The 26,189-nt window shown below is 58.7% G+C and carries 30 protein-coding genes; 16 read left to right on the top strand and 14 right to left on the bottom strand.

Annotated features, from left to right (window positions below):
* The first annotated feature begins 57 nt into the window (after nt 1–57).
* The 3 genes from gap to ACTJK5_RS01235 all read left to right on the top strand — a co-directional run bounded on the left by gap (nt 58) and on the right by ACTJK5_RS01235 (nt 4,386).
* Nucleotides 58–1,068 carry a type I glyceraldehyde-3-phosphate dehydrogenase gene (gene gap / locus ACTJK5_RS01245; protein WP_062439786.1) on the top strand — a complete coding sequence of 337 codons (1,011 nt, stop codon included), beginning with the start codon at nt 58–60 and terminating at the stop codon, nt 1,066–1,068.
* Between the two features lie 193 nt (nt 1,069–1,261).
* Nucleotides 1,262–3,079 (top strand): potassium/proton antiporter, encoded by a 1,818-nt coding sequence (locus ACTJK5_RS01240; protein WP_113227387.1) that lies wholly within the window; start codon nt 1,262–1,264, stop codon nt 3,077–3,079.
* Nucleotides 3,080–3,183: 104 nt separating this feature from the next.
* Nucleotides 3,184–4,386 (top strand): phosphoglycerate kinase, encoded by a 1,203-nt coding sequence (locus ACTJK5_RS01235; protein WP_113227388.1) that lies wholly within the window; start codon nt 3,184–3,186, stop codon nt 4,384–4,386.
* 8 nt (nt 4,387–4,394) lie between these two features.
* Here the strand turns inward: ACTJK5_RS01235 and ACTJK5_RS01230 are convergent, their stop codons facing one another.
* Both ACTJK5_RS01230 and ACTJK5_RS01225 read right to left on the bottom strand, forming a co-directional pair.
* Complete coding sequence (locus ACTJK5_RS01230; RefSeq protein WP_440611676.1) at nt 4,395–4,688, bottom strand: addiction module antidote protein; 294 nt, start codon at nt 4,686–4,688, stop codon at nt 4,395–4,397.
* A complete protein-coding gene (locus ACTJK5_RS01225; RefSeq protein WP_062439780.1) occupies nt 4,681–4,986 on the bottom strand; it encodes a type II toxin-antitoxin system RelE/ParE family toxin in 306 nt (101 codons plus the stop codon). Before ACTJK5_RS01225 ends, ACTJK5_RS01230 begins: the two co-directional genes overlap by 8 nt.
* 193 nt (nt 4,987–5,179) lie before the next feature.
* On the opposite strand from ACTJK5_RS01225, the gene ACTJK5_RS01220 reads away from it, so the two are divergent.
* The 3 genes from ACTJK5_RS01220 (at nt 5,180) to ACTJK5_RS01210 (ending at nt 7,192) form a co-directional block, all read left to right on the top strand.
* Complete coding sequence (locus ACTJK5_RS01220) at nt 5,180–6,205, top strand: class I fructose-bisphosphate aldolase (RefSeq protein WP_440611675.1); 1,026 nt, start codon at nt 5,180–5,182, stop codon at nt 6,203–6,205.
* A gap of 235 nt (nt 6,206–6,440) precedes the next feature.
* Nucleotides 6,441–6,575 carry a helix-turn-helix domain-containing protein gene (locus ACTJK5_RS01215; RefSeq protein ID WP_236769615.1) on the top strand — a complete coding sequence of 45 codons (135 nt, stop codon included), beginning with the start codon at nt 6,441–6,443 and terminating at the stop codon, nt 6,573–6,575.
* Nucleotides 6,576–6,901: 326 nt separating this feature from the next.
* Complete coding sequence (locus ACTJK5_RS01210; RefSeq protein ID WP_440611674.1) at nt 6,902–7,192, top strand: 2TM domain-containing protein; 291 nt, start codon at nt 6,902–6,904, stop codon at nt 7,190–7,192.
* A 142-nt stretch (nt 7,193–7,334) separates the two neighbouring features.
* Here the strand turns inward: ACTJK5_RS01210 and ACTJK5_RS01205 are convergent, their stop codons facing one another.
* Nucleotides 7,335–7,490 (bottom strand): hypothetical protein, encoded by a 156-nt coding sequence (locus ACTJK5_RS01205; protein ID WP_440611673.1) that lies wholly within the window; start codon nt 7,488–7,490, stop codon nt 7,335–7,337.
* Nucleotides 7,491–7,739: 249 nt separating this feature from the next.
* On the opposite strand from ACTJK5_RS01205, the gene ACTJK5_RS01200 reads away from it, so the two are divergent.
* The 3 genes from ACTJK5_RS01200 (at nt 7,740) to rcdA (ending at nt 10,082) form a co-directional block, all read left to right on the top strand.
* Entirely contained in the window at nt 7,740–9,023 is a 1,284-nt protein-coding gene (locus tag ACTJK5_RS01200; RefSeq protein WP_062427922.1) for an MFS transporter, read from the top strand.
* A complete protein-coding gene (locus tag ACTJK5_RS01195; RefSeq protein ID WP_062427921.1) occupies nt 9,020–9,217 on the top strand; it encodes a DUF1192 domain-containing protein in 198 nt (65 codons plus the stop codon). Before ACTJK5_RS01200 ends, ACTJK5_RS01195 begins: the two co-directional genes overlap by 4 nt.
* 352 nt (nt 9,218–9,569) lie before the next feature.
* The gene (gene rcdA, locus ACTJK5_RS01190; protein ID WP_062427920.1) at nt 9,570–10,082 is read left to right on the top strand and encodes a protease adaptor protein RcdA; all 513 of its coding nucleotides are present in this window, start codon (nt 9,570–9,572) and stop codon (nt 10,080–10,082) included.
* 238 nt (nt 10,083–10,320) lie between these two features.
* On the opposite strand, the gene rpmE is transcribed toward rcdA, so the two are convergent.
* Nucleotides 10,321–10,542: a 50S ribosomal protein L31 gene (gene rpmE, locus ACTJK5_RS01185; RefSeq protein WP_062427919.1), complete on the bottom strand. Its 222-nt coding sequence runs from the start codon at nt 10,540–10,542 to the stop codon at nt 10,321–10,323.
* Nucleotides 10,543–10,778: 236 nt separating this feature from the next.
* Between rpmE and ACTJK5_RS01180 the strand changes: the two genes are divergently transcribed.
* The gene (locus ACTJK5_RS01180) at nt 10,779–12,569 is read left to right on the top strand and encodes an ABC transporter transmembrane domain-containing protein (protein WP_440611672.1); all 1,791 of its coding nucleotides are present in this window, start codon (nt 10,779–10,781) and stop codon (nt 12,567–12,569) included.
* 153 nt (nt 12,570–12,722) lie between these two features.
* On the opposite strand, the gene ACTJK5_RS01175 is transcribed toward ACTJK5_RS01180, so the two are convergent.
* The 6 genes from ACTJK5_RS01175 to ACTJK5_RS01150 all read right to left on the bottom strand — a co-directional run bounded on the left by ACTJK5_RS01175 (nt 12,723) and on the right by ACTJK5_RS01150 (nt 19,976).
* On the bottom strand, nt 12,723–13,754 hold the full coding sequence (locus ACTJK5_RS01175; RefSeq protein WP_062427918.1) for a peptidoglycan -binding protein: 1,032 nt from the start codon (nt 13,752–13,754) through the stop codon (nt 12,723–12,725).
* Nucleotides 13,755–13,756: 2 nt separating this feature from the next.
* Nucleotides 13,757–14,779 (bottom strand): flagellar motor protein MotA, encoded by a 1,023-nt coding sequence (locus tag ACTJK5_RS01170; protein ID WP_112521007.1) that lies wholly within the window; start codon nt 14,777–14,779, stop codon nt 13,757–13,759.
* A gap of 418 nt (nt 14,780–15,197) precedes the next feature.
* Nucleotides 15,198–16,319 carry a YaaC family protein gene (locus ACTJK5_RS01165; protein ID WP_440611671.1) on the bottom strand — a complete coding sequence of 374 codons (1,122 nt, stop codon included), beginning with the start codon at nt 16,317–16,319 and terminating at the stop codon, nt 15,198–15,200.
* A gap of 746 nt (nt 16,320–17,065) precedes the next feature.
* Nucleotides 17,066–17,866: an inositol monophosphatase family protein gene (locus ACTJK5_RS01160; RefSeq protein ID WP_062599050.1), complete on the bottom strand. Its 801-nt coding sequence runs from the start codon at nt 17,864–17,866 to the stop codon at nt 17,066–17,068.
* A 212-nt stretch (nt 17,867–18,078) separates the two neighbouring features.
* Nucleotides 18,079–19,314 (bottom strand): tetratricopeptide repeat protein, encoded by a 1,236-nt coding sequence (locus ACTJK5_RS01155; protein WP_440611670.1) that lies wholly within the window; start codon nt 19,312–19,314, stop codon nt 18,079–18,081.
* 8 nt (nt 19,315–19,322) lie between these two features.
* Complete coding sequence (locus ACTJK5_RS01150) at nt 19,323–19,976, bottom strand: thiamine phosphate synthase (protein ID WP_116491991.1); 654 nt, start codon at nt 19,974–19,976, stop codon at nt 19,323–19,325.
* A gap of 180 nt (nt 19,977–20,156) precedes the next feature.
* Between ACTJK5_RS01150 and ACTJK5_RS01145 the strand changes: the two genes are divergently transcribed.
* Nucleotides 20,157–20,921 carry a sulfite exporter TauE/SafE family protein gene (locus ACTJK5_RS01145; RefSeq protein WP_440611669.1) on the top strand — a complete coding sequence of 255 codons (765 nt, stop codon included), beginning with the start codon at nt 20,157–20,159 and terminating at the stop codon, nt 20,919–20,921.
* 143 nt (nt 20,922–21,064) lie between these two features.
* On the opposite strand, the gene ACTJK5_RS01140 is transcribed toward ACTJK5_RS01145, so the two are convergent.
* Nucleotides 21,065–21,241, bottom strand: a complete 177-nt coding sequence (locus ACTJK5_RS01140) for a YdcH family protein (RefSeq protein WP_296016512.1) — start codon at nt 21,239–21,241, stop codon at nt 21,065–21,067.
* 235 nt (nt 21,242–21,476) lie between these two features.
* Here ACTJK5_RS01140 and ACTJK5_RS01135 point away from each other — a divergent pair, with 235 nt between their 5' ends.
* The 5 genes from ACTJK5_RS01135 to ACTJK5_RS01115 all read left to right on the top strand — a co-directional run bounded on the left by ACTJK5_RS01135 (nt 21,477) and on the right by ACTJK5_RS01115 (nt 24,266).
* On the top strand, nt 21,477–21,680 hold the full coding sequence (locus tag ACTJK5_RS01135; protein WP_062427987.1) for a YdcH family protein: 204 nt from the start codon (nt 21,477–21,479) through the stop codon (nt 21,678–21,680).
* A gap of 76 nt (nt 21,681–21,756) precedes the next feature.
* Entirely contained in the window at nt 21,757–22,224 is a 468-nt protein-coding gene (gene purE, locus ACTJK5_RS01130) for a 5-(carboxyamino)imidazole ribonucleotide mutase (protein WP_207773727.1), read from the top strand.
* On the top strand, nt 22,221–23,300 hold the full coding sequence (locus ACTJK5_RS01125; protein WP_440611668.1) for a 5-(carboxyamino)imidazole ribonucleotide synthase: 1,080 nt from the start codon (nt 22,221–22,223) through the stop codon (nt 23,298–23,300). Before purE ends, ACTJK5_RS01125 begins: the two co-directional genes overlap by 4 nt.
* 134 nt (nt 23,301–23,434) lie before the next feature.
* Complete coding sequence (gene ykgO / locus ACTJK5_RS01120) at nt 23,435–23,560, top strand: type B 50S ribosomal protein L36 (protein ID WP_003497670.1); 126 nt, start codon at nt 23,435–23,437, stop codon at nt 23,558–23,560.
* A gap of 100 nt (nt 23,561–23,660) precedes the next feature.
* Nucleotides 23,661–24,266, top strand: a complete 606-nt coding sequence (locus ACTJK5_RS01115; protein ID WP_062427910.1) for a tetratricopeptide repeat protein — start codon at nt 23,661–23,663, stop codon at nt 24,264–24,266.
* Nucleotides 24,267–24,546: 280 nt separating this feature from the next.
* On the opposite strand, the gene ACTJK5_RS01110 is transcribed toward ACTJK5_RS01115, so the two are convergent.
* The 3 genes from ACTJK5_RS01110 to ACTJK5_RS01100 all read right to left on the bottom strand — a co-directional run bounded on the left by ACTJK5_RS01110 (nt 24,547) and on the right by ACTJK5_RS01100 (nt 26,060).
* Nucleotides 24,547–24,801, bottom strand: a complete 255-nt coding sequence (locus tag ACTJK5_RS01110) for a DUF2312 domain-containing protein (protein WP_062427909.1) — start codon at nt 24,799–24,801, stop codon at nt 24,547–24,549.
* A 150-nt stretch (nt 24,802–24,951) separates the two neighbouring features.
* On the bottom strand, nt 24,952–25,257 hold the full coding sequence (locus ACTJK5_RS01105) for a DUF1244 domain-containing protein (RefSeq protein ID WP_062427908.1): 306 nt from the start codon (nt 25,255–25,257) through the stop codon (nt 24,952–24,954).
* 14 nt (nt 25,258–25,271) lie between these two features.
* Entirely contained in the window at nt 25,272–26,060 is a 789-nt protein-coding gene (locus tag ACTJK5_RS01100) for an N-formylglutamate amidohydrolase (RefSeq protein WP_440611667.1), read from the bottom strand.
* Nucleotides 26,061–26,189: the final 129 nt, after the last annotated feature.

The following is a 26,189-nucleotide window of genomic DNA, read 5'->3' as shown; positions in this document are numbered from 1 at the left end:
CCACTTCGCGCCCAAGCTATTCCATTCAGACGTAAATTATTGATCGGGAGACTGTAAATGACTGTAAAAGTAGCCATTAACGGCTTCGGCCGCATCGGCCGTAACGTCCTTCGCGCCATCGTCGAATCCGGCCGCACCGACATCGAAGTCGTCGCCATCAACGATCTTGGCCCTGTCGAGACCAATGCACACCTGCTGCGTTACGACTCCATTCACGGCAAGTTCCCGGCCGAGGTGAAGGTCGAAGGCGACACGATCACCGTTGGCGGCGGCAAGCCGATCAAGGTCACCGCCGTTCGCGACCCCGCAACGCTGCCGCATGGCGAACTCGGCGTCGATATCGCGCTGGAATGCACCGGCATCTTCACCGCCCGTGACAAGGCTGCCGCTCACCTGACCGCTGGCGCAAAGCGCGTCATCGTTTCGGCTCCGGCCGACGGCGCCGACCTGACGGTTGTTTTCGGTGTGAACCACGACCAGCTGACGAAGGATCACCTCGTCATCTCCAACGCGTCGTGCACCACCAACTGCCTGGTGCCGGTCGTCAAGGTTCTCGATGACCTGATCGGCATCGACCATGGCTTCATGACGACGATCCACTCCTACACCGGCGACCAGCCGACGCTGGACACCATGCACAAGGATCTGTATCGCGCCCGCGCTGCAGCGCTTTCGATGATCCCGACCTCGACGGGCGCTGCCAAGGCCGTCGGTCTCGTCATGCCGCACCTCAAGGGCCGCCTGGACGGTACCTCGATCCGCGTTCCGACACCAAACGTCTCGGTCGTCGACTTCAAGTTCGTCGCCAAGAAGGCAACCTCGGTCGCTGAAATCAACGAAGCCATCAAGGCTGCGTCGAACGGCGCGCTGAAGGGCGTTCTCGGCTACACCGACGAGCCGCTGGTTTCGCGCGACTTCAACCACGACAGCCACTCCTCGATCTTCGCCACCGACCAGACCAAGGTCATGGAAGGCAACTTCGTGCGCGTGCTCTCCTGGTACGACAACGAGTGGGGCTTCTCCAACCGCATGTCCGACACGGCGGTGGCTTTCGCCAAGACCATCTGATCCGACGGTCAGTGACAATCCAAAGAACCGGTGGGAGCAATCCCGCCGGTTTTTTTATGGGTCCGTCACCGGCGCCGGCAATCCCGCCTTGCTCTGGTCCATTTTCAATCTGAACAATCACTGACAAGATTCGGTAGTCGCAGACGGGAGGCTGTGCGCCAGCTTCAAAGCATCGCTTGCAAAGGTTAGGGCATTGGAATCATTTTATCTCTTGCTGCTGGTCGCCAACGTCCTTGTTCTTGCAGCCGCCTTTTCCAGCCTGATCGCCTACCGCTTTGGCGCGCCCCTGCTGCTTCTCTTCCTGATGATCGGCCTTGCCGCGGGCAAGGATGGTCTCGGCATCGAATTCACCAACAGTGCGCTGGCCTATATGCTCGGCTCGCTGGTGCTGGCAGTCATCCTCTTCGATTCCGGTTTCAGCACGCCGTTACAGACCTTTCGGCTCTCGTCCCGGCCCGCCCTCACACTTGCCACGGTCGGTGTCGTCCTGACGGCCGTGTTCTTTGCCGGGGCCGCTGCGCTGCTGCTCGGTTTCTCCTGGCTGGAGGGCCTGCTGCTCGGCTCCATCGTCGCTTCCACCGATGCGGCAGCCGTCTTCTTCCTGCTGCGCATCGGCGGCATCCATATTCGTGACCAGGTGCGCTCGACGCTGGAAGTGGAATCCGGCACCAACGACCCGATGGCGATTTTTCTGACCATCGCACTGGTGGAGGTCGTTGGTCGCGGCAAGGGGTTGGCGGGTTTCGACACCGGCTTCCTGCTGATGTTCCTCGAAGAAATGGGACTTGGCCTGATCTTCGGCGTGCTCGGCGGGCTGATGATCGTCAAGGTCGTCAACCGCTTCACCATGGATCGCGGGCTCGCACCCATCCTCGTTCTGGCGCTCGCGCTCCTCGTCTTCTCCTTCACCGGCGCGTTGAACGGCAGCGGCTTCCTGGCCGTCTATGTTGCGGGCATCGTTTCCGGCAACCGCAAGATTTTCGCCAAGGGCGCCATCCGCCGTTTCCACGAAGGCATGACATGGCTGGCGCAGATCATCATGTTCCTGATGCTCGGCCTGCTGGCCACACCCTCGCAGTTCCCGGCCGTCATCATCCCCGCCATCCTGCTTGCGCTTTTCCTCATCTTCGTTGCAAGGCCGCTTGCGGTTTGGCTGAGCCTCATGCCCTTCAACTACACCCAGCAGGAAACGAGCTTCGTTGCATGGGTCGGTCTGCGCGGAGCCGTCTCCATTCTGCTTGCCATCCTGCCCGCACTTGGGGGGCTCAACAATGCCGAGATCTACTTCAACGCTGCCTTCATCATCGTGCTCGTCTCGCTTCTCCTGCAGGGCTGGACGATCAAGCCTGTCGCAACCCGTCTTGGCCTCGTGGTACCGCCGCGCATGGGTGAGGTGGACAAGCTGGAAGTGGATCTGCCCGGCACGGCCACCCACGAGCTGATCTCCTACCGCGTTGCCAAGGGCAGTGCGATCCTGCAGGGCGAACGCATTCCCCGCTGGGCCATGCCGTCTCTGGTCGTGCGCGACGGCACCTCGATCCGCTATCAATATGCCGGCAGGCTTCGAGAGAACGATCTCGTCTATCTCTTCGTCATCCCCAGCAATGCAAGGCTGCTCGACCGCCTGTTTGCCAGTGCCAAGCCGGTGACCGCCGATGACGAGGACATTTTCGGCACCTTTGCCATCTCGCCCCAACGCCCGGCGACGGAACTGGATGCATCCTACGGGCCGGGGCTCATCACGCCCCAGGAGCAGTCCCTCACCGTTGGCGAACTGATCGAGACCCGCCTTGGCGGAAAGGCCGAATATGCCGATCGCATCCGTCTCGGCTCGCTGATCCTGATCGTCCGCGATCTCGATGAAAACCACGCGATTTCCAGCATCGGCATTTCGCTGGAACCGGTCGAACCGGCGACCACGCTACCGATCTTCATCAGCCTGAAAGACATCATCCACCGCGCCCGCGAGCACCGCAAGGAAAGGCGCCGTGCCCACCTGAACGCGAAGTGAAAGCGCGTCATGGCATCGTAACGAAAACGCCTTGCGTCGTCAGTCAGGCATAGTATGGTCGCGCCCGAAGACATTGTTTCAAACACGTTTTACAGGATTGATCTATGCCCGCCTTCAAGACCCTTGACGACCTCACCGACATTTCCGGAAAGCGCGTTCTCGTTCGCGTCGATCTCAATGTGCCGGTTGCTGACGGCAAGGTGACGGACAAGACCCGCCTGGAACGCGTGGCACCCACAATCCTGGAACTCTCGGACAAGGGCGCCAAGGTCATTCTTCTCGCCCATTTCGGTCGCCCGAAGGGTGAGCCGGTTGCTGACATGTCGCTGTCGCTGATCGCGCCTGCGCTTGAAGAGGTTCTCGACCACGCCGTCCACGTCGCCACCGATTGCATCGGCCCGGCTGCTGCGGACGCCATCGCCAAGATGAATGATGGTGATATCCTGCTTCTGGAAAACACCCGCTTCCACAAGGGCGAGGAAAAGAACGATCCGGCCTTCGTCACCGAGCTTGCCAAGAACGGCGATGTCTACGTCAACGATGCTTTCTCCGCCGCCCACCGCGCCCATGCCTCGACCGAAGGTCTCGCACGCTATTTGCCGGCCTATGCCGGCCGCACCATGCAGGCGGAGCTGGAAGCGCTGGAAAAGGGTCTCGGCGCCCCTGCCCGCCCGGTCGTTGCCATTGTCGGCGGTGCCAAGGTCTCCACAAAGATCGATCTCCTGATGAACCTCGTCAAGAAGGTCGACGCACTTGTCATCGGTGGCGGCATGGCCAACACCTTCCTCGCCGCCCGCGGCACGCAGGTTGGCAAGTCGCTCTGCGAGCATGATCTCGCCGAAACCGCAAAGCAGATCATGATCGAAGCCGCGACGGCTGGCTGCGCCATCGTGCTCCCGGATGACGGCGTCGTTGCCCGCGAGTTCAAGGCCAATGCCGCCAACGAGATTGTCGATATCAACGCCATCCCTGAAGACGCCATGGTGCTCGATGTTGGTCCCAAATCGGTCGAAGCCATCAAGGGCTGGATCTCGCGCGCCGAAACGCTGGTCTGGAACGGCCCGCTCGGCGCCTTCGAAATCGAACCCTTCGACACCGCAACGGTCGCTGCCGCCCGCCATGCCGCCGAATGCACCAAGTCCGGCAAGCTCGTCTCCGTCGCCGGCGGCGGTGATACGGTCGCAGCGCTGAACCATGCGGGCGTTGCCGAAGACTTCACCTACATCTCGACAGCCGGCGGTGCCTTCCTCGAATGGATGGAAGGCAAGGTCCTGCCCGGCGTCGCCATTCTGCAGGAACAGAAGTAAGCGGCTGCTTATTGTGAAACGTGCGTCTTGGCAGTCATCTCAATGCCAAGCGCGCGCATCACGGCAAATGTCGTCTTGAGCGTGGGGTTTCCGTTCTCACTGAACGAGCGGTAGAGCTGCTCGCGCGATAGGCCGGTTTTGCGGGCTATCTCTGTCATCCCCTTGGCGCGTGCGACAACCCCTAGCGCCTTCGCCACATAGAGCGCGTCGCCAGTCTCAAAGGCGTCGGCCATGAATGCGGCAATTTCCTCATCGTCGATGAGAGCGGCGGCAGGGTCGTAGGTCGTTAGTTTCTCACTCATCTCGTTCGCTCCATTCCTTGGCCAGCGTTTTGGCAAGCGCGATATCGCGCGGCTGCGATCCTTTGTCCCCGCCACACAGCAGCACGATCAGAATGCTTCCTCGCTTTTGAAAGTAAATCCGGTATCCCGGCCCATAGTGAATTCGTAGTTCGCTGACGCCGTCTCCGACAGCTTCGACGTCTCCGGGCAAGCCTGCAGCTAGCCTCATCAGACGTGCAGCGATAATCGTCCTGGCGCGTTTATCTCGGAGCTTTGATTCCCATTTGGCAAAGACGGAGGTCTGTTTCAGCTCGAACATTCTGCATATGTAGTCTAAAAACTACAATCAATCAAGCAACCGAATGACTTGATCGCGACGACCAACTTGCGCAAACTAGAACTTCAGGAACGTCAACTTACTAAAACTATTTCAAACGATTCAAGGCTTTAGCCTGCCATCTTTCTGCCTCTGTCTGGTATCTGAGTATGATTATGTATTGGGAGAACCGCAAATGACCGAACGTCTTCAAGTTATTGCACAAAAAATGATGTCGAACGGCAAGGGACTGCTGGCGGCGGATGAGTCCACCGGCACAATCAAGAAGCGCTTCGATACGATCAGTCTGGAATCGACCGAAACCAGCCGCCGTGATTATCGCGAAATGCTGTTCCGCACAGAAGAGGCGATGACCAAGTGCATCTCCGGCGTCATTCTCTACGAGGAAACCCTCTTCCAGAAGGCAGCCGATGGCACGCCTTTCGTCGAGATCATCAAGGCGGCGGGCGCCGTTCCCGGCATCAAGGTGGATAAGGGCGCCAAGCCGCAGACCTTCTTCCCCGGCGAGACGGTGACCGAGGGCCTTGACGGCCTGGCGGATCGCCTGAAGACCTATTACGAGGCCGGTGCGCGCTTTGCCAAATGGCGCGGTGTTATCGCGATCGATGATGGGATTCCGACATGGGGATCGATCAAGGCGAATGCCCAGGCGCTTGCCCGCTATGCAGCCCTTTGCCAGCAGGCCGGTATCGTGCCGATCGTCGAGCCGGAAGTGTTGATGGACGGCAAGCCCGGCACCCACAGCATTGATCGTTGCGCCGAGGTGACCGAATGGGTGCTGCGCACCGTTTTCACCGATCTTTACGATGCCCGCGTCGATCTGGAAGGCATGATCCTGAAACCCAACATGGTCATCGACGGCAAGAATGCCCGCAAGGCAAGCGTTGAAGAGGTCGCCGAAAAGACCGTCAAGGTGCTGAAGGCCACCGTGCCATCCACTGTGCCCGGTATCGCCTTCCTCTCCGGCGGCCAGTCATCGGAAGAAGCCACAGCCCACCTCTCGGCCATCAATGCCGGCTATGACCTGCCCTGGTCGGTCACCTTCTCCTATGGCCGCGCATTGCAGGAAGCAGCACTCCATGCCTGGGGCGGCAAGCAGGAAAATGTCGCAGCCGGCCAGCGCGCCTTCCGCCACCGCGCCGAGATGAATTCTCTGGCAGCGCGCGGCAACTGGAAGCAGGAGCTTGAGAAGGCGGCCTGACGTCGCTTCTCTCTACGTAAGCCCTATCGAAGACTGTACTGAAAAGCCGCTCCCCTTGAGCGGCTTTTTCTTTTCGCGGCGGCTCGCCGCTCTTCAAATTCACGCTCGCCCGGCGCAGTATGCCGTCATGACAGGCCCGTCACCCTCCCGACAGCAACCCGACAGTCGGGCGGATGGCGTGGTGATCGATGGCGGTTTGCGGAAATGTCGGCCGCGTCGAACCTTGGAGAGAATGATGCTGGTACAGAAACTCAGGCTACAGCGTGGCTGGTCGCAGGAGCAGTTGGCAATCGTCAGTGGCTTGAGCGTGCGCACCATTCAGCGCATAGAACGCGGCCAATCCGCGAGCCTGGAAACGCTCGCAACGTAAGAGCGTTTCCTTGTTAAATAGAAACAGTTCTGTTGGTTCAAACGGGATCGACTGATTGTCCGGGCGGCGCGTGCCGTAGCCAAAGCATACGGCCAAGCCGTCCGGGCAAGCAGGTGGCCCGTTTCAACCAACCCGAAGGGCCGGGCATCTTTCCGCCAGGCTCAAAGGCGATCGGCTCGACCGTACCCTTGGGTATGCCCTTCGCCAATCGCCTTTGCCCTGACGAAAACCTGCTCCGGCAGAACGTTTCTATTTAACAAGGAAACGCTCTAACATCCGTCTTCGAGATCGACGTGTCGCAACTGACCGTAGAAAAGGAAACGGATATGCAAAGCATTGCTATCGACTCCAGAGAAGCCGAAGAAGCCCTCGCGTTCGAGCGCGTGCGAAAGATCAAGAAGTTCTACCTGCATGTCGCGCAATATGTCTTGGTCATCGCCATGCTGGTCGTCATCAACCTTGTTACCAGCCCCCATTACTTCTGGGCCATATGGCCGGCCCTCGGCTGGGGTGTCGCCCTTGCGATGAACGGCATGACCACCTTCGACCTCGTGCCCTTCCTCAATGCCGCATGGGAGCGCAAGAAGGTCGAGGATTATCTCGGGCGCAAGCTCTGATCATCTAAAGCGCCGTGCGTTTTGTTAAACGCAAAAAGGACGCTTTAGCTTTTTGAAGCTACGCATCGTGCTTTCCGAAAATCGAGACCGATTTTCGGGCCGATGCTGCAGGCGCTTCCGTCATCGATGGGAGCGCCAAAATTCATGGCCGCAGGAGCAGCACCAGCGTCCAAAGAACGAAGGCCACCACGGCGATCTTCCAGAAATCAGCGCGTCGTCTAAAGCCCGGGAATCCGAGCGGGCAGATGAGCTGGATACCCATGGCCAAAAGTAGCAAAAGGCCGATCGCCTTCGTCATCACGCAACCTTTTGGCTCAATCGGGCAAGCTGGGTGCCACCGTTTCTGCCATCTTCTTAGGGAACCCTTGGCAGCTGCCGCCGGTTCAACTGCAAATGTCTATTAAAGGGCTTGCCGCATCCGTGAGCCAAATGTCAAACTCATTCTACATCGTCACAGGGTGGACATTTTTATGCTCACCATGGCGGCGTCTTATTCGCACCATCTTCCGCATGATACCGGCAATAGCATCAGCATGAGAGAGACTTTATGAGCAGAAATATTCTTCCCGTATTCGCTCTTCTCACCAGCACCCTCTTCCTCTTCCTTGGCAATGGCCTGCAGGGCCTGCTTCTGCCGGTGCGCGGTTCGGAAGAAGGCTACTCCAACGAAGTGCTCGGTTTTCTCGGCACCTCCTGGGCGGCGGGCTTCGTCATCGGCTGTTTTGTAGCACCCGCCATCGTGCGCCGGGCCGGCCACATCCGTGCCTTCGGCAGCTTCGTCGCCGTCATCTGCCTCACCGTTCTCCTGACCGGCCTCTTCATCGACGACGTCTCCTGGGTTGCCCTGCGTGCCCTGACGGGCTTCTGCACCGCCGGAACCTCGATGATTATCGAAAGCTGGCTGAACGAGCGCGCCACCAATGAAAGCCGTGGCGCGATCTTCTCGCTGTATATTGCCATTACGCTCTTCGGCGTGGTGGCCGGACAGCTCGTCATTCCCTTTGGCCATGTGGGCAATACATCGCTCTTCATGGTCTGCGCCATCATCTATTGCGTCGCCATCCTTCCCGCCATGTTGTCAAAAGCGGAAAGCCCGCAGCCGCTGAAGAAGGTCAAGCTCGATCTTCGGGCGCTCTACCGCAATTCGCCGGTATCCTTCGTCGGCATCCTGCTGGTCGGCATCGCCAATGGCGCCTATGGTACGCTTGCTGCCGTCTTCGGCGCGCGTGCGGGGCTCGATCCCACCACCATCGCCATCATGGTCAGTTCCACCATCTTCGTCGGCGCGCTCGCGCAGTTTCCGGCTGGCAAGCTGTCCGACCGTATCGACCGTCGTTTCGTGCTGGCAGGCCTCTCGGCGCTCGCCGCCGTCGCGGGCCTTGCGATCGCGATCATCCACCCGACACATGTCTATGTGCTGATCGGAATGATCTGCGTTTATGGTGCCGCCGCCAATGCGCTCTACCCGATCGCGGTCGCACACGCCAACGACTTCGCCTCCTCGGAAGATTTCGTCAAAGTCTCGGGCGGCCTGCTTTTGCTTTATGGCATCGGCACCATTATCGGCCCGACGCTTGGCGGCCCGATCATGACCTCCTTTGGTCCTTACGCGCTGTTTCTGGTGACAGCGGTTTCGCATCTTCTGATTACCGCTTATTCTATCTTCCGCTCGAGGCAGCGCGCCGCGCTCACCACCGCAGAGAAGGATAACTTCTCCACCATGCCGACGGCCCCTGCGCCGCTACTGACACCGGAAAGCGCTTCGCTTGACCCCAGAGCACCGCAATATCCTGAAGAGGAAGCAGATTTGCAGAAGGGAGCAGGAATATGAGTATCTTTGACGAGGATCTTCCCCAAAAGCAGAACACCACGCACATCATTGGCGCCGACCTGACGCTGCTTTCGGTGGATGAGCTGACTGCACGCATCAATATTCTGTCAGCCGAAATCGAACGGCTGGAGGGCGAAAAGGAGAAGAAGTCGGCGGGCCGGAAGGCTGCGGAAAATCTGTTTCGCACCAGATGAGATCAAGAATGCCGAGCAAACGTTACCCCGCGAGACAGTTTTTCGTTTATCATTAACCAAATATTAAGCTTTCTGAGAGATTACTATACATGTTCAGTTCTGCTGAACCTCAGGCAGTTTCTCCTATCGGCGAATTGGTCTGATTTTTCTCCCTGTTTTACCTTGAGAGCCGCTTTTGCGGCTCTTTTTTTATTCTGTTGGAAAACCTGCAAAACTGTGGGTATTAACCTTTCTTTAATAATCAGCTTGCGCATTTGCGGTATTGGTATCATCCTGAAAATACAAAGGCCGGAACAATTCACCCGCTAACTCCGTTGCCTCACCGTATCATGCGTAAGCAGGGATTAAAGAAATGTCGGAACAGGTTTTGAATACCATCAGCTTCGCCGGCCGCGCCGCAGCCTCGAACCAGTTCAAGACTCTCTATGCCGAGGGCATGGGCCTGGTGGAAGAAACGGCAAGCTATCTCGATGGCTCCGGTCGTGCTGCCTCCAAGGTGCTGCCGCGTATGGCATCGGTTCTCTACGCTGCTGAATCCATGCGCCTCACCACCCGCCTGATGCAGATGGCCTCCTGGCTGCTGCTGCAGCGCGCCGTCAACAATGGCGAGATGACCCGCGATCAGGTTCTCAACGAAAAGAACAAGGTCCGCCTCGACAACTTCAACGTCGATCGCAACGCTCCAGGCTGGAATGACCTGCCGGAATCCTTTCGCGATCTCGTCGAACGTTCGCTTCGCCTACAAAACCGCGTTGCCCTTCTCGACCGCGAAATCTATCGCCCGTCGGAAGCAAAGGTCCCGGACAACGAAAACAGCGTCCAGGCGCAGCTCAACCTGCTGCGCACCGCGTTCAACAGCAACTGAACGCGCTATTCCCGACGCATGATTTTGAAGAAGCAGGCTCCGGCCTGCTTTTTTGTTGTCTGGGATGGACTGCGTCACTAGGCCAGAACGTCAAAAGAGCGTTTTAAGAGCAGGCGCTGTCAGCAGAGTGCAGCGCGCCGATCCGTCCTACACGAAGCCAAAACCCACGCTCCGCCATCCAGACAACAAAAAACCCCGGATCGCTCCGAGGTTATTTTGCAGTCCATGATCAAACGGATTAGAGGCCGAGGCCGCCGAAACGCTTGTTGAACTTGGAAACGCGACCGCCGCGGTCCATCAGCTGCTGGTTGCCACCAGTCCAGGCCGGATGGGATCTGGGATCGATTTCGAGGTTCATAACTGCGCCCTCGGAACCCCAGGTCGAACGGGTTTCGTATTCGGTACCATCGGTCATGACAACTTTGATCATGTGATAGTCGGGATGGATTTCAGCCTTCATGACAATCTTCCTGCGTAAGTGGGTGCGGACCATTTGCCGCAATTGCGTCAACTGAGCCGATTCAATAAATGAAACCTGAGCCCTTTAGGCCATGGCTTCCCAATTTGATGCGGAGCCTATACATGAAGGGCGCCGAGATAACAAGTGCCTGCCGATCACGGCAAGACACATATCAGGACGCCAAAACGGCGTCGCCGCCGGACCTGTTGATCCTGCGGCACGAAGGAGTAATGCACGTGGCAGACATTGAGGCACACAAGCCCGCAGGGCGCAGGACGCTGAAACCTCTGGCAAGCCTGTTTCCCTACCTGAAGCGCTATCGCGGCCTGGTTGCCGCGGCCCTATTTGCGCTCGTGCTGTCCTCCGCCACCACGCTTGCGCTACCGCTTGCCGTGCGCCGCATCATCGACCACGGTTTTGAAGCGACCGATGGCGCGATGATCAACAACTATTTTGCCATGCTGCTGGCGATCGCCATCATTCTCGCGCTCGCAAGCGCCATGCGCTATTATTATGTGATGATCATCGGCGAGCGTGTGGTGACCGATCTGCGCCGTGATGTCTTCGCCCATCTCACCTCGCTGTCGCAGGCCTTCTTCGATACCAACCATTCCGGCGAACTGACCTCGCGCCTTACCGCCGATACGGTGCAGATCCGCTCCGCCTTCGGCTCGTCGGCTTCCGTGGCGCTGCGCAACACGCTGCTCTGTCTCGGCGCCGTGGCAATGATGGTCTATACCAGCCCGAAGCTTGCGGGCCTTGCTCTTCTTGCCATTCCCTTCATCGTCTTTCCATTGATCGCCTTTGGCCGGTCGGTGCGCTCGCGCTCCAGAACCACACAGGATACGCTTGCCGCCTCGTCCGCTTTCGCCTCCGAGACGATTTCCGCCAGCCGCACCATCCAGTCCTTCAATGCTGAGATGCTGGCAAACAGCCGCTATGATGCCGCCGTAGAGAAGGCCTATCATGGCGCCCGCGCCGCGATCAGCGCCCGCGCCATTCTAACGGCCGTTGCCATCAGTCTGGTCTTCGGCAGCGTCGTCGCGATTCTCTGGTATGGCGCGCATAGCGTCCTGACCGGCGCGATCTCCGCCGGTACGCTCAGCCAGTTCGTTCTCTATTCCGTCATTGCCGCAAGCTCGCTTGGTCAGCTCTCGGAAGTCTGGGGCGAGCTGTCGCAGGCAGGTGGCGCGGCCGAACGCCTCTCCGAACTGCTGGAGGAAAAGTCCCCCGTCGAAGAACCGGTCGCACCCGTTTTACTGCCCGTCCCGGCGCGCGGCGAGGCAAGCTTCGAGCATGTGGCCTTCCATTATCCGAAGGGTGCAGGCAAACCGATTATCTCCGACCTTTCCTTCCACGTCGCCGCTGGCGAAACAGTGGCGATCGTCGGCCCGTCGGGTGCTGGAAAAAGCACCGTGTTCTCGCTTCTGATGCGCTTTTACGATCCGCAATCCGGCCGCATCACCATCGACGGCACCGATATCCGCTCCGTCACCTTGAAGGAGCTGCGCTCCAGGCTCGCCATCGTGCCCCAGGATGTGGCGATTTTCGCCTCCTCCATCCACGACAACATCGCTTTTGGCAGGCCGGATGCCACGCGGGACCAGGTGCGGGCTGCAGCGGTTGCCGCGCAGGCCGATGGCTTCATAGCCAGACTGCCGGAAGGTTACGACACCGTGGCCGGCGAACGCGGTGTTACGCTCTCCGGTGGCCAGCGCCAGCGCATCGCCATTGCCCGCGCCATTCTGCGCGATGCGCCGATCCTGCTGCTCGACGAAGCAACATCAGCGCTGGATGCCGAAAGCGAAACGCTGGTGCAGAAGGCACTGGACGAACTGATCGCCAAGCGCACCACCATCGTCATTGCCCACCGCCTCGCCACCGTGCTCAAGGCCGACCGCATTCTGGTGATGGATGAAGGCCGCATCATCGAGGAAGGCACGCATCAAAGCCTGATCCGCCAGGGCGGCCTCTATGCCAAGCTGGCACGCCTGCAATTTAACACAGACGCCAACGACGCGGCGTGAAGCATGGTCCGCGCAGAACTGCGCGGCGGTTTTGTGATCACGACATGCGACAAGAATGACCCAAAGCGTGGGGTCGAATCTGAAGATCGCGACACGCTTTAAAGGCCGTGATCACGATGCGAGCGCAAAGCGCCCCCATCGCTCCCGACAGGATCAGCGCTCCGTCAGCTTCAACTCGATACGGCGGTTCTGCGAACGGGCTTCCGGCGTCTCGCCTTCCGCCAAAGGCTGATACTCGCCAAAACCGGCTGCGACCAGACGGTTGGCCGGCACGCCCTTGGAAATCAGGAACTTGACGACCGATGTGGCGCGGGCCGACGATAGCTCCCAGTTGTCACGAAAACGTCCGGAGCCCGACAGCGGCACATTGTCGGTGTGACCATCGACACGCAGCACCCAGTTGATTTCCGGTGGAATTTCCTTGGCAAGATCGATCAGTGCTGCGGCAAGCTTCGCCATCTCCACCTGCCCCTCCGGATTGAGATCCGTGCCGCCCGACGGAAACAGAACCTCCGACTGGAAGACAAAGCGGTCGCCGACGATCCGGATGTTCTCGCGGTCCGAGAGGATTTCGCGCAGGCGTCCGAAGAAGTCGGAGCGATAGCGGTTCAACTCCTGCACACGCTGCGCCAGCGCCACGTTCAGACGACGGCCGAGATCGGCGATCTTCACCTGAGAGGATGTGTCCCTGGCTTCCGACGCCTGCAGTGCCGCCTCGACGGAAGCGATCTGGGCTCTGAGTGCGGCGATCTGCTGATTCAGCAATTCGATCTGCGTTGAGGCTCTGGCACCGGCCTCGCGCGCATCCTCAAGCTCGCCGGTCAACTGCCCGACACGTGCATTGGCGGCGGAACTGTTGCCCGCGCCGGAATCGAGTAGCGCCTGCAGACGCGAGCGTTCGTTTTCAGATTGGGCAAGGGTCGATTGCAGGTTGGCAAGCGTGTCTTCGATATCTTGCTTGCTGCCCTTTTCCAGCGCCAGCAATTCGGTCAACTCGGCAATCTGGTTGTTGAGGCGCGTCATGACCTCGTCCTTGCCGGAGATTTCGCGCGAGAGCACGAACTGTGCAAGAACGAAGACGGTGAGCAGAAACATGATCGCCATCAGCAGCGTCGACAGCGCATCGACGAAGCCCGGCCAGTAATCGATACCTCTGTCGCGACGGCGGTTGCGCGCAAGCGCCATGGCTACGCGCTCCCGTTATCGTGGGGAGTGGATCGCCTGGCCGCCTTCTGGTCGGCATCCATTCGCGCAGTGAGGCGGTCAAGCGTGCGACGGAGCGCCTTGGATTCCTCCTGCTGCGCTTCGATCCAGTCGCGCAGCATCTGCTGCTCGCCGCGCATATTCTTCACCAGCCCCTGAATGCCTTCCGCCAGATTGTGCATGGCGGCAAGCGAACGCTCGGTACCCGCGGCACCGCTCGCCGCAACGGGCTTGCCGTCAACGGACAGATCGACGCCCGGATCGGTAACGGAAGACAGCCAGTTTTCCAGCTGGGTATAGAAGCGGTTCTGCGCGCGGCCTGCCTGGAGATCGAGAAAGCCGAGGATCAGCGAGCCGGAAAGACCAAGCAGCGAGGACGAAAACGCCGTGCCCATGCCCGACAGCGGCGCCGTCAGGCCGGATTTCAGCGAGGAGAGAATATCGCTGCTGTCGCCCGATGTCGGATCGAGGCCCTGGATGACGTCGCTGATCGCGCCGATCGTGCCGATCAGACCCCAGAAGGTACCGAGCAGACCGAGGAAAACCAGAAGGCCAATGAGATAGCGCGACGTATCGCGCGATTCATCGAGACGCGTGGCGATGGAATCGAGAATGGAGCGCTGCGTGACGGTCGAGACCCGCACCTCGCCGCGCTTGCCGATCAGCGCCCGCATCGGCGCCAGGAGCTTGGGCGGACGCCCGGCCTTGTCGACGCTTCCGGCTGCCTGGAAATTGTTGAACCAGCGCACTTCAGGGCGCAGGCTCAAGATCTGCATGAACACCAGAACGATGCCGATGGCGAGAACGCCGAGAATGAAGCCGTTCAGACCCGGATTGGTCATGAAGGCTGACTGGGCCTGCCGGAAGAGAATGGCGGCAAGGAAGGACACGATGATGAGGAAAATCATCATCGTCCATAAGAACGGCGTCGGGCTGGACAGCTTGTGATGATATTCTTTCGTCAGCGGTTTCTCGACGCCGACATCGAGCAGTTCCGTATCCGCCATAGGGCCCGTTCCTCTAATGCTGCCATGACCTTGCCCTCAAGACTGGGGCATCAGCATGGTTCGGAGCGGAAGCTAGAGTAAAATTACGACGAATTGAAGTGAAAAGCCTTTTGAGAACAAAGCTTTTTCGAGGACGGGAGGAGACGCTAGACACCCTAAATCTAGTGATGCTCCGTCGCGGGTCTCAATGAAGGATTAAGTGGCACTGCCGTCCTCCTCATTTACGAGATTGTCGGCTTCCTTGATGGTTTGATCAGCGGCACGAAGTTCGCAACGAGACCTTCGCACCACTGTGCACCAGTTGGATACATCATCATCCTCGAGCTTGATTGCGGCACCGATACGCTGACTACGCCGCTAGCATTTTGACCGGCAAAGCTGCTGGGTCTAAAAAGCCGGGCTGGAATTGTCGGCGAGTCTATGAGTAAACAAGTAATTCCTCATCTAGGGCAGCGAGAGTCAGTAATGGTACTCTTTGTAGCGATTGATCAACAAATTCGTCCACTAGCGATGAGGCATGCGTCATGGTCCTCAATTCTCTGATCCAACTCTGAGGATGATACCTTGTGATCATTCCGGCTATGTAGAGACCCACATAAAAGTAGCCGAATTCGTTCAAGTAACTTCCATCAGCGAGAAAGAAGTTTTCATCCGCGGTCCAAGCGAACGACTCTGGCAACGTGATTGATCGATCGCTGTACGGCGGTGAAGTGACCCAACTTATCATGGCGCCACGTGTGGGCTCTAAAAAGCTGATATTCGGGACCAATTGAGGAGGAACCTTGAAGTCCTCCAGCACAGCCTCTGTGATATCAGCAGTGCACGGGTGAATAATCAGGCTAGTTGTTGTGTCTTGAAACTCTCGTTCCGCACTATATCGATTAACGCTGCTAATTTTTCCCCGAGCCAACTTACTTTTAATAGAGTGATCCGCAACGGATCTGTAAAGTCCTGGGATGTGCGCGAAACAATCGGACAGAGAGAGGGGAGCATCGGGATATTCTATGTTGTTCAGATGCTCCATACTGCTCAAGGTGTGGTAGCCCTCATGTCTATCGGTGAAAAATTGGTTTGTCTGGAGTCCATAGTAGGGAAAATGAGTTGCTTTGTTTCGCCATAAGCCAAACAATCCCATAAGCTTTCCATTTCGTCTTTTGGTATGCGCTCTAAACTGCAACAAATTTTCGTCTTTAACTAACTCCAAACCGTGGCTGTTGTACTCGGCACCCCTCCTATCGAAGCTAGTACTTCCATCACCTTTCCAAAGTATTTCAACATTCGCTAGCGCCGTCAATGAGTAGTACGCTAGCAGGGCTTTTGTTGTGGCCCCGGCACTAAGCGCAGCACGTGAGAATTCGAGCGCTTGTGTCAGAGAATAGGATATCTGTTGAGCCTGCTTTCTGACGTTTGCTGCTTGCTGTTTGTTAACACTATGCAACCTCATAAGTCTGCTAACTGACAGCTGCTCATCATGATACTTGCGGAGTTTGCGCCATACCACATCATATGATGTGTTCTCGTTTATTGTTGTCACCCGCATTCTTTCAATCCTCCTGGTGACAACTGTGTTGCGTTTCTAATGATGATAGGTCAACATCATCTCCCGAAAATTTTCTTCAATGCACACTAATACTAATGATAGCTCATGTTAGACTTATGTGCGCTGTAAGCAATCGCGCCCGCGGCCGAAGCATCTTTGATCTTCGCTTAATGCTAAAGAAGGCTATCAACCGGCTGACCTGCAACTTCGTTGCAATCGTGTGCGCTGTTTTCCCTCTGCCTTACGCGGCGACACATCACGCACTTAAAGCGAGCGTTACCGCTGTAACTGAAAGTTCCCCAAGTTATCTGCGTTGGACATCAGCTTCCCTATTAATATCAAACAGAGATTTAGCTCCAGCACCTATAGTTCCAACGGTTTGACATAGAACTTTAAAGTTAGCTCAAGGCGGCGCCAACACTGACCTAGCAGGCGGCATCACTCTGTGCCTACTAGGGTGTCTCCATTCCGCGAATGGTCGTGGGCGTAATCTAGCTCTAGTCGCATCAAATCAGGGTGAGGGGGGGGCAAATCGCTGTCAAAGTACTCGTGCACTAGCCGACGTTTGCGTGCACGCAACTACCGTCACCACACATCCAACACCTGTCGTCTGCAAAGCAAAACCTATTCTCTTGATCAAAGACCTGATCATACGCAATCCCGGATCAAGTCCGGGATGATAGGAAAGGAATTGGCGCCATTGTGACACCCCTTGATCGGATTACTCTGGCTCTATTTGAGCCCCATCAGCGGCCAGGAACCGGACGGTTGACGACGTCCAGCAGCGCCTTCTGGATGTACTCGTTGCCGGCAACCACGCTGCGGCTTTCGAGCATGCTGTTGGCGCCGCCCATATCGGAAACGAAGCCGCCGGCTTCGCGGATGAGGACGATGCCTGCGGCGATGTCCCAGGGGGACAGTTCCGCTTCCCAGAAGCCGTCGAAGCGACCGGCCGCGACGTAAGCGAGGTCGAGAGCAGCGGCACCCATGCGGCGCACGCCTGCGGTCTCGCCCATCACATGGCGAAGCTCGACGAGGAACTTGCCATGGTTGCCGCGGCCGAGATGCGGAACGCCGCAGCACACGACGCTGTCGGACAGCTGCTTGCGGGCCGCAACGCGAATGCGGCGGTCATTGAGGAACGCCCCGCCGCCACGCTCTGCGGTGTAAAGCTCGTCCGTTGCCGGGTTGAAGATGACGCCGGCGACGATTTCGCCGCTGCGCTCCAGACCGATGGAGACCGCAAACTGCGGAATGCCGTGCAGGAAGTTGGTGGTGCCGTCCAGCGGATCGACGATCCAGCGATGGGCGCCATCGGTGCCAATTTCCTCGCCGCCCTCTTCGCCGAGGAAGCCATAGGTCGGACGAGCCTTCATCAGCTCCTCGCGAACGATCTTTTCAGCCTTCAGATCGGCCTGGGACACGAAGTCGCTCGGTCCCTTGACCGATACCTGCAGGTTCTGCACTTCACCGAAGTCACGCGACAAAGATTTTCCCGCCTTCAAGGCGGCCTGAACCATGACATTGAGAAGGGCTGAACGGGCCATGAAAACATTCCTGGAAGGTGGCTGAACCGGCCGCGCAAGATTGGGGCAGGCAGGCATATTGGTTTCTATTTTAGGGTTGCGGGTTCAAGACCACAAAACGCACCGAAATTCAAGGCTAAAGCACTGTCGCGCAAAAGTGTGGAGCGGTTTTGCGCTTACGACACGCGATCGCAAGAAGCATAGTCGCGCGAAAGTGTGCAGCGGTTTCGCCCTCAGTTGGGCCGGAACTTGTTGGCCGCGTCGATCGCCTGCTTCTGCTGACTGTCCTCGATGCCGAGATAGAAATCTTCAAGCCCCGGGTCTTTTAGCCCTGCGCGGCGCGACAGCACATACCACTTGGCCGCCTCGATCGGATCGGGGCGCGTTCCGAGCGCCTGGATGTAGAGATGCGCCACCTTGTTCTGCGCCACGACATTGCCGCGCTGAGCAGCGCCATTCAGCCAGCGGAACCCTTCTTCCAGATCGCGCTCGCCGGCCGTGCCGTTAACCAGCCAGATGCCGAGATCGACCTGCGCGGTATCGAAGCCAGCCTTCGCGGCCCGCGTCAGCCATTCGCGCGCCTTTGCCTTCTTTTCCTTCGGCACCTCCGGCACGTTCAAATAGATCTGCGACACGGCATATTGGGCATCCGCAATCCCTTTTTCCGCCGATCGTTCATAGAAGGGCAGCGCCGCCATCAGACCCTTTGGCCCGGGCGTCTGGGAAACGAGGATCTGCGCCCAGTTGAATTCGGCTTCCGGATTGCCTGCCTCGGCCGCACGGCGCATGTAGTCGTCGGCAAGCGTCTTGTCGTGCTTGACGAGCCGGCCTTCCATCAGGATCAGCGCATATTTGAACATGGCGACGGCATCGCCATTCTTGGCGGCCTGCTCGTACCAGAAGGCGGCGGTCTTGTCGTCGCGGGCAATGCCGAGACCGCGGCTCATCATTTCGGCGACCAGCGTCTGCGCTGCGGCATCGCCGTCCTGCGCGCGGGTCAGGGCCTTGTCCAGCGCCTGCACATATTCGCCGCGCTGGTAATGGCCATAGGCCTCGTCGATCTTGCCCTTGAATTCCTTTTCCTTCGGCAGCGGCGGAAGCTCGGCTCCCATGCGCTGATAGACGGTGACGCCTTCCGAAGGCTGGAGATCCTTCTGATCGCCGCCGGTCACCCGGCCTTTTCGCAGCGGATCGGCATCCTGGTCCGTCGGTCGCGACAGCACGTCCGGTCCCTGGTTCACCACCGGTCCAAAATCGGTGTCTTCCTCGCCCGCGCCATCAGTACCTTGCGCCTGCGGCTGAAGGCCCGGCAGAAGATCAGGGCTTGCCTGCGGCTCGGCCTGCTGCGGCGCAGACTGTTGTCCGGCAGCTGGAGCCTGGCCTTGCGCAAAGGCAGGGGCCGCGGTGATGGCAAAAGCCATCGCCAGAAGCGAGATCGATGGGGAAAGGCGGAGCAAGCGAAGGATCATCGCCCGTATCAACCGCCAAACCGTGGCGCTTTTTCGTCAAGCAATGCATTGGCTTCGGCAACGGCCTGCGCCGCACCGCCCGCGTGAGCGAAGACGGCCTGGCGCAGTGCCACGAATTCCACGCCGCTTTCGGCAACGGCAACCACCGAGGCGACATCCGAACCGCCCATGACGATCGACGGAATTTCGATCATCGACGCCCACCATTCGCCAAGCGCGACGTTCTTCGGGTGTGGCTCCGGCTTGATATCACCCTCCAGCTTGCCGAAGAAGATATAGTCCGGGTTCGCTTCGCCCTGCTCCAGCGCCTTGTGCCGGTCATCGGCATTGCCGCCGCCGACGATCATCTTCGGCGTGAACTTTTCCACCGCTTCCGCCAGCGGCTCCACGCCGCCGATCACGTGCAGGCCATCGGCCTTCACGCGGCCGGCAACACGGCTGTCACCGGCCACCAGCGCTGCGGCACCGGCCGCCTGCACGATCGGCACCAGCACTTCCGCGCGCTTCTGAAAGCTGTCGTCATCGAGAGCGTATTGAGGAATGATGACGGAGGCGACATCGCCGCCCCTCAGGGCATCCTCCAGCGCCTTGGCTTGCAGGTCAGCATCTTCGGCTTGCGGCACGATCAGAACCAGACGGCAGCGATCTTCAGGAGAACCCATGATTTTTCCATTTTCCGCAGAAAGAACGCTTCATCGCCAATCTGCACTCGTTTTCACATACTGTTTCCGATAAACCGGACTGCACGAAGGATCAACAGTTCATAGCTGGACTCTTTGTCGTCCTTTCCCCGCGCGGCCTGTTCCAATGGTCGTCTCACACGCTCATCTCAAGTCCTGACCATGTCGCTCGATCTCCATTTCTTCCTTGTTGCCATTCCCGCTGTCGTTCTGGTCGGCCTGTCGAAAGGCGGGCTGGGCGGTGCTCTGGCCTTGATGGGTGTGCCGCTGATGGCGCTGGCCGTGCCGCCGGTGCAGGCGGCGGCAATCTTCCTTCCCATTCTGATCGTCATGGATCTGGTCGCACTCTGGGCATGGCGCCACCACAACCACCGGGAAACGCTGCTCTTGATGCTGCCGGGCGCCATTGCTGGCATTGCGCTCGGCTGGGCCACCTCGACGCTGATTTCACCCGACGCGATGCGCCTCGTCGTCGCAACCGTCACCATCCTCTTCGTGCTGCGCTATTTCTACGAGACCTTCCGCGCCCGCCGCGGACAGGAGATTGCACCGAAGCCGCAGAGACCGGCTGCCGCCACGCTCTGGTCGTCACTTTCGGGCTATGCAAGCTTTGTCGCGCATGCGGGTGGTCCACCCTTCCAGATCTATGTGCTGCCGCTCAAGCTGGATCCGAAGACCTATACCGGCATGAGCGTGCGTTTCTTCGCCATCATGAACGCGGTCAAACTCATCCCCTATTTTGCGCTTGGCGCGCTGGATTCCACCAACCTCACCACCTCCGCGACGCTTCTGCCGGTGGCGATGATTGCCACATTTGCCGGCGCCAAAGTGGTCAAATATATGAAGCCTGCCGTCTTCTACCCGCTGATGTACGGCATGGCCTTCATCGCTGCCCTGAAGCTCTTGTGGGATGGCCTGGCTGCCTGATGGTGCAGCGACTGGAAAAAGCGGGTTTTTCTTTAAGACGTCGCCAGCAAAAAGGCCCTGATCGCGCTATGCAGCCAGGGCCTCGAACTTTTGCCGCTTCTCAGGCGCTGTTAGCGCCCTGCGGCCTCAATAATCATTGATAATCAATGTTTCGTGGTCGCTTTCAGCCTCTGCAACTCGTCTTTAAGGCGCAGCTTTCTGCGTTTAATGTCTGCGATCTCCCGGTCGTCGGAAGATGGGGAAGCAAGAATACTTTCGAGCTCCTCCTCCAGAGCACCGTGTTTCTTTTCGAGCGATGCAATATGAGCCTGAATGGTCATGCGGCACGTCCTTCCTTGTTGAACCTACCTCCAGCTCTCCATCGCTGGAGTTTCAGGTTTACGACAGCACTGTGACACGGAAAGCGCGCTTTGTCGAAGGCGAAATCGGGGCAATAGTGCGGCAAAAATGCTATTACGGGAAACTTCCCGTTACCGCCATTTGATGGTACAGGCACGAAGACCAACAACAGAGATGCCGGATGGCGGTCCGGTTCATTACAATGGGGACGACGAGATGGCCGACCAGGAACAGGCGGACGTCCGGCTTACGCTGGCAAGGCTGAGGCAGGAGCATGAGGATTATGACACGGCCATCAACGCCATGATTCAGACCAATTGCGAAGCGCTCAGAATTCAACGGATGAAGAAGAAGAAGCTGGCCATCAAGGACAAGATGACCCAGATCGAAGATCAGATCATCCCGGATATCATCGCCTGATAAGCTCTGGACCCTGACAACCCTCTGGACAAGGAGAGGCCGCTTGACCACTGAAACGCCGCCCGTCGCCATAATCATGGGAAGCCAGTCTGACTGGGAGACCATGAAAAACGCCGCCGATACGCTGGATGCGCTCGATATCGAATATGAGGCGCGCATCGTGTCCGCCCACCGCACGCCGGAGCGGATGTTCGATTTCGCCACCAATGCGAAGGACGAGGGCTTCAAGGTCATCATCGCCGGTGCCGGCGGTGCTGCCCATCTTCCCGGCATGACGGCAGCGCTGACCCCTCTCCCCGTCTTCGGCGTTCCGGTTCAGTCGAAAACCATGTCCGGCCAGGACAGCCTCTATTCCATCGTGCAGATGCCGGCGGGCATTCCGGTCGGCACGCTTGCCATCGGCAAGGCGGGAGCCATCAACGCCGCCCTTCTGGCCGCCGCCGTGCTGGCGCTTTCCGACGAGGATCTGGCCGACCGGCTGGATAATTACCGCGCCCGCCAGACGGCCATCGTTGCCGAATATCCCATGGACGCCCCGCAATGAAATCCTCCACCATCGGTATTATCGGCGGCGGCCAGCTTGGCCGCATGCTGGCCATGGCAGCCGCCCGCCTCAACTTCCGCACCGTGGTGCTGGAACCCCAGGCCGATTGTCCGGCGTCGCAGGTCTGCAACCGCCAGATCGTTGCGGCTTACGATGACGAGAAGGCGCTCGCCGAACTCGCAAGCCTCTGCGATGTCGTGACCTATGAATTCGAAAACGTGCCCGTCGTCGCGGCCGAAACGCTTGCCGCCTCTGTGCCGGTCTACCCGCCGGCGCAAGCGCTGAGCGCCTCGCAGGACCGCCTGACGGAAAAGCGCTTCCTCAATGGCTGCGGCATTCCAACGGCCGATTTCCGCGCCGTGGACGATCAGGCGGGTCTTGAAGCAGCACTTGCGGAGTTCGGCGGCAAGGGCGTGCTGAAGACGCGGCGCATGGGCTATGACGGCAAGGGGCAGCGCGTCTTTAAAGGCGGTGAAGATCCGACCGGCGCCTTCGATGCGCTCGGCAAGGTGCCGCTGATTCTCGAAAGTTTCATTCCTTTCGAGCGGGAGATTTCCATCATCGCCGCGCGTTTCCAGGATGGCACCGTCACCTGTTACGATCCGGCCGAAAACGTTCACCTGAACGGCATTCTCCATACGTCGACGATTCCCGCCGATCTTTCCGACGCAGCAAGAACCGTTGCGGTGGAATCGGCGCAGAAACTGCTCGCCGCGCTGAACTATGTGGGCGTCGTCGGCATAGAGTTCTTCGTGCTGGCGGATGGTTCGCTGGTGGCCAATGAAATGGCGCCCCGCGTCCACAATACCGGCCACTGGACGGAAGCGGCCTGTGTGATCTCGCAGTTCGAGCAGCATATCCGCGCAGTCGCGGGCCTGGCGCCCGGCAGCACCGCGCGCCATTCCGATTGCGTGATGACCAATCTGATTGGTGACGACATCGACAGCGTGCCGGAATGGCTGAGCCAAAAAGACTGCCTCGTGCATCTTTACGGCAAGACGGAGGCCCGTCCGGGCCGAAAGATGGGCCATGTGACGCAACTCACCAAGGCTGGAAAGCCGGGGTTTTCCCGGTAAAAGCTTGCGGAGCGTGTTGACAGGCCGGTGCCGAAAGGGTATCTGCCTGCCAACCGAAAAAGGCGCGCCCCGTTGCGCGCTTTTGATTGTTTAGATTATGCGTGCGAAAGCCCGCCAAACTGCGGACCAGAAAAATGAAGATCAAGAACTCGCTCAAAGCGCTTAAGGCTCGTCACCGCGACAACCGTCTGGTTCGCCGCAAGGGCCGCGTCTACATCATCAACAAGCAGAACCCACGCTTCAAGGCTCGTCAGGGCTGATTGCGTTTCTGCAGTGCTCCGTTTGAAAAGGCGGATCACTTTGTTGATAGCAGACAGAATTCGATTTCCTAATTGGCGCATACGGATTATCGTGATCCACATGCGCCAATTTCGTTTTTGTGCCCTCCTCCTCGCCTCGCTCAGCCCACTTGCCCCGGCCACGACGCTTACCGCCCATGCTGCGGAGCCGGTAGCGGCAGCGCCGCAGCCTGAGCAGCCTGCTTCCAAAGACCCCGTCGGCGATCTCTTCAACAATCTGAAGAAGGAGCGCGACGCCAAGAAGGCCCGCGGCATCGCCACCGAAATCGTCGGCCAGTGGAGCGATTCCGGCAGCCCGACTATCAATCTGCTGATGCAGTGGGCCGAAGAGGCCAATGAACAGAAGCGCAGCGCCGCAGCCTACGACTTCCTCGACCAGGCCATCTTCCTCGACCCGGACTACGCCGGCGCCTGGTACCGCCGCGCCATGATACATCTGGCCGACGGCGACACCCGCAAGGCCATGGCCGACCTCAACAGCACGCTGGAAAAAGAACCCCGCTTCTTCCCCGCCCTTGCCGGCCTTGCCAATATTCTGGAAAGCTCAGAGCGCAATGAGACCGCGATGAAGGTATGGGAGCGCTACCTGACGCTCTACCCCGCCGACAAGGAAGCGCAGAAGGAAATGGGCGAGCTTTCCGAAAAGCTGGCTGGCACGCGCAGCTGATCCGCCTGGTTCTTTTGCCCTCGGGATGGGGCGTCGTTGATGCCTGGTCGGTGCGGTCAGCGCCACTGGTGACGGCGCCGCTCCACACTCTGCCGTCCTCCTCGCGCTTGACCCGAGGATTCAAACCCGTCGACGCGAATGCAAGGAAGATGGATGCTCGGGTTAAACCCGAGCATGACGACAGAGAGGTTGGCGCCGCAGCAATCCATGCGCCTTCCAAAAAGCAAAATCGCCGCAGAAGCGGCGATTAAACAGATCAATCATCAAGCAAGCCCGAAGCTCACTCCATGCCGAGCGCGGCCATGTAGGTCTGCAGGATCGTCTCTTCCTCGATGCGCTCATTGGCGTCCTTCTTGCGAAGGCGGATGATGGTGCGGATCGCCTTGGTGTCGTAGCCGCGGCCCTTGGCTTCGCCCATGACATCCTTGATGTCACCCTGGATTGCCGCCTTCTCTTCTTCGAGGCGTTCGACGCGCTCGATGAACTGGCGAAGTTCGGCGGCGGCGACGGTTTCGGTTGTGGCTGTTTCGTCCATTCCATGATCCTTCAATAGTTCGGCTCGCTTCGAGCCCGTTTTACGTGTGGCGAAATCTTCGCCTGCTGCGCATCAAAGGCAGCCAAAATTCCCGGCTGGTGAACTGCCCGTGGAAAGGCCTCACGTCAAGCCTAATCGGGTGGGAGGCAGCTATTCCTTCGGGCGGTTTTCTTCGAAGGCGGCTTTCTGGCCATCGCTCGCTTCGCTCTGGTGAAGACGCTTCCAGTCTTCATAGGGCATGCCGTAGATGATCTCGCGCGCCTCGTCCTTGCTGAGATCGGTACCGGCATCCTTTGCCGCATCCGCATACCAGTTGGACAGGCAGTTGCGGCAGAAGCCGGCGAGGTTCATGAGGTCGATATTCTGCACCTCTGGGCGATTGCGCAGATGGTTGACCAGCCTGCGGAAGGCGGCTGCCTCGAACTCGGTTCTCTGCTTCTCGTCAAGCTCGCTCATATCGATGTCGCCTTTCAATAAGGACCAGTCCGCGAGGCGAACTGCTTGTACTCATGCAGGGTGGGATCGTCATTCATTGCGGCAAAAATGGGAGCGAGACGATCCGCCCAGGCGGCAATGCCCGCCTCATCGCCGATCAGGTCCTGGCGCACTTCCAGAAGCGCATGCGGGATGCCCTTCATCATGCAGTGGCGATACATGGTGTCGCCCTTCAGCGCGCCATCATAAGGCTCGTTATCGCCCACCAGAATATCGCCGCTCGCCCTCAGATGATCAATCAGCGGGTGAACGGCACGGTGATCCGTGTCCCACAGAACCGCCGCATGCCAGGGACGCGGCACGGACTTCCAGAAGGGCGTGTAGGAATGCAGCGAAAACACCAGTGGTGCCTTGCCAGACGTCTGCGCCGTTCTCGTCAAAACCGCATCAACAGCATTGTGATAGGGACGGTGATAGGTTTCGACCCTCCTATCCCACTCCTCGTCCGTGATCGGATGGTTGCCGGGCACGATCGCGCCATCGGAAATCTTCATGATCAGCGTCGGATCGTCCTCGCCGCGATTGGGATCGATCAACAGACGCGAAAAGCGGCCGAGAACGGCAGGCACGCCAAGACTCGCCGCAAGCTTTCTGGTCAAACCTTCCACACCAATGTCATAAGCGATATGGCGCTCGAACGCGGCTTGCGGTAGACCGAGATTGCCGTAAGCTTGTGGAAGAAGGTTCATGGCATGGTCTGCAAGCAAAACCATGCCTTTGTCATAATCGCCTTCTATGATTTCGTATGGCTGAAAGTCTGGCATAATTGATTTCTGGGGCAGCTAAGGGAGAGACGCTTGATGGCATGGCTTGACGCCACGCGCAAGTTTGCACGGGTAAACGGCCATCGACAGCACCGCACCAGAGACCCGACCTGACAATATAATCGATTA

It is taken from the genome of Agrobacterium sp. 22094 (assembly GCF_052046015.1).
Taxonomy (GTDB): Bacteria; Pseudomonadota; Alphaproteobacteria; order Rhizobiales; family Rhizobiaceae; genus Agrobacterium; species Agrobacterium cavarae.
Note: the sequence above shows the minus strand (reverse complement) of the source record. Positions and strands in the feature narration are given on the sequence as shown.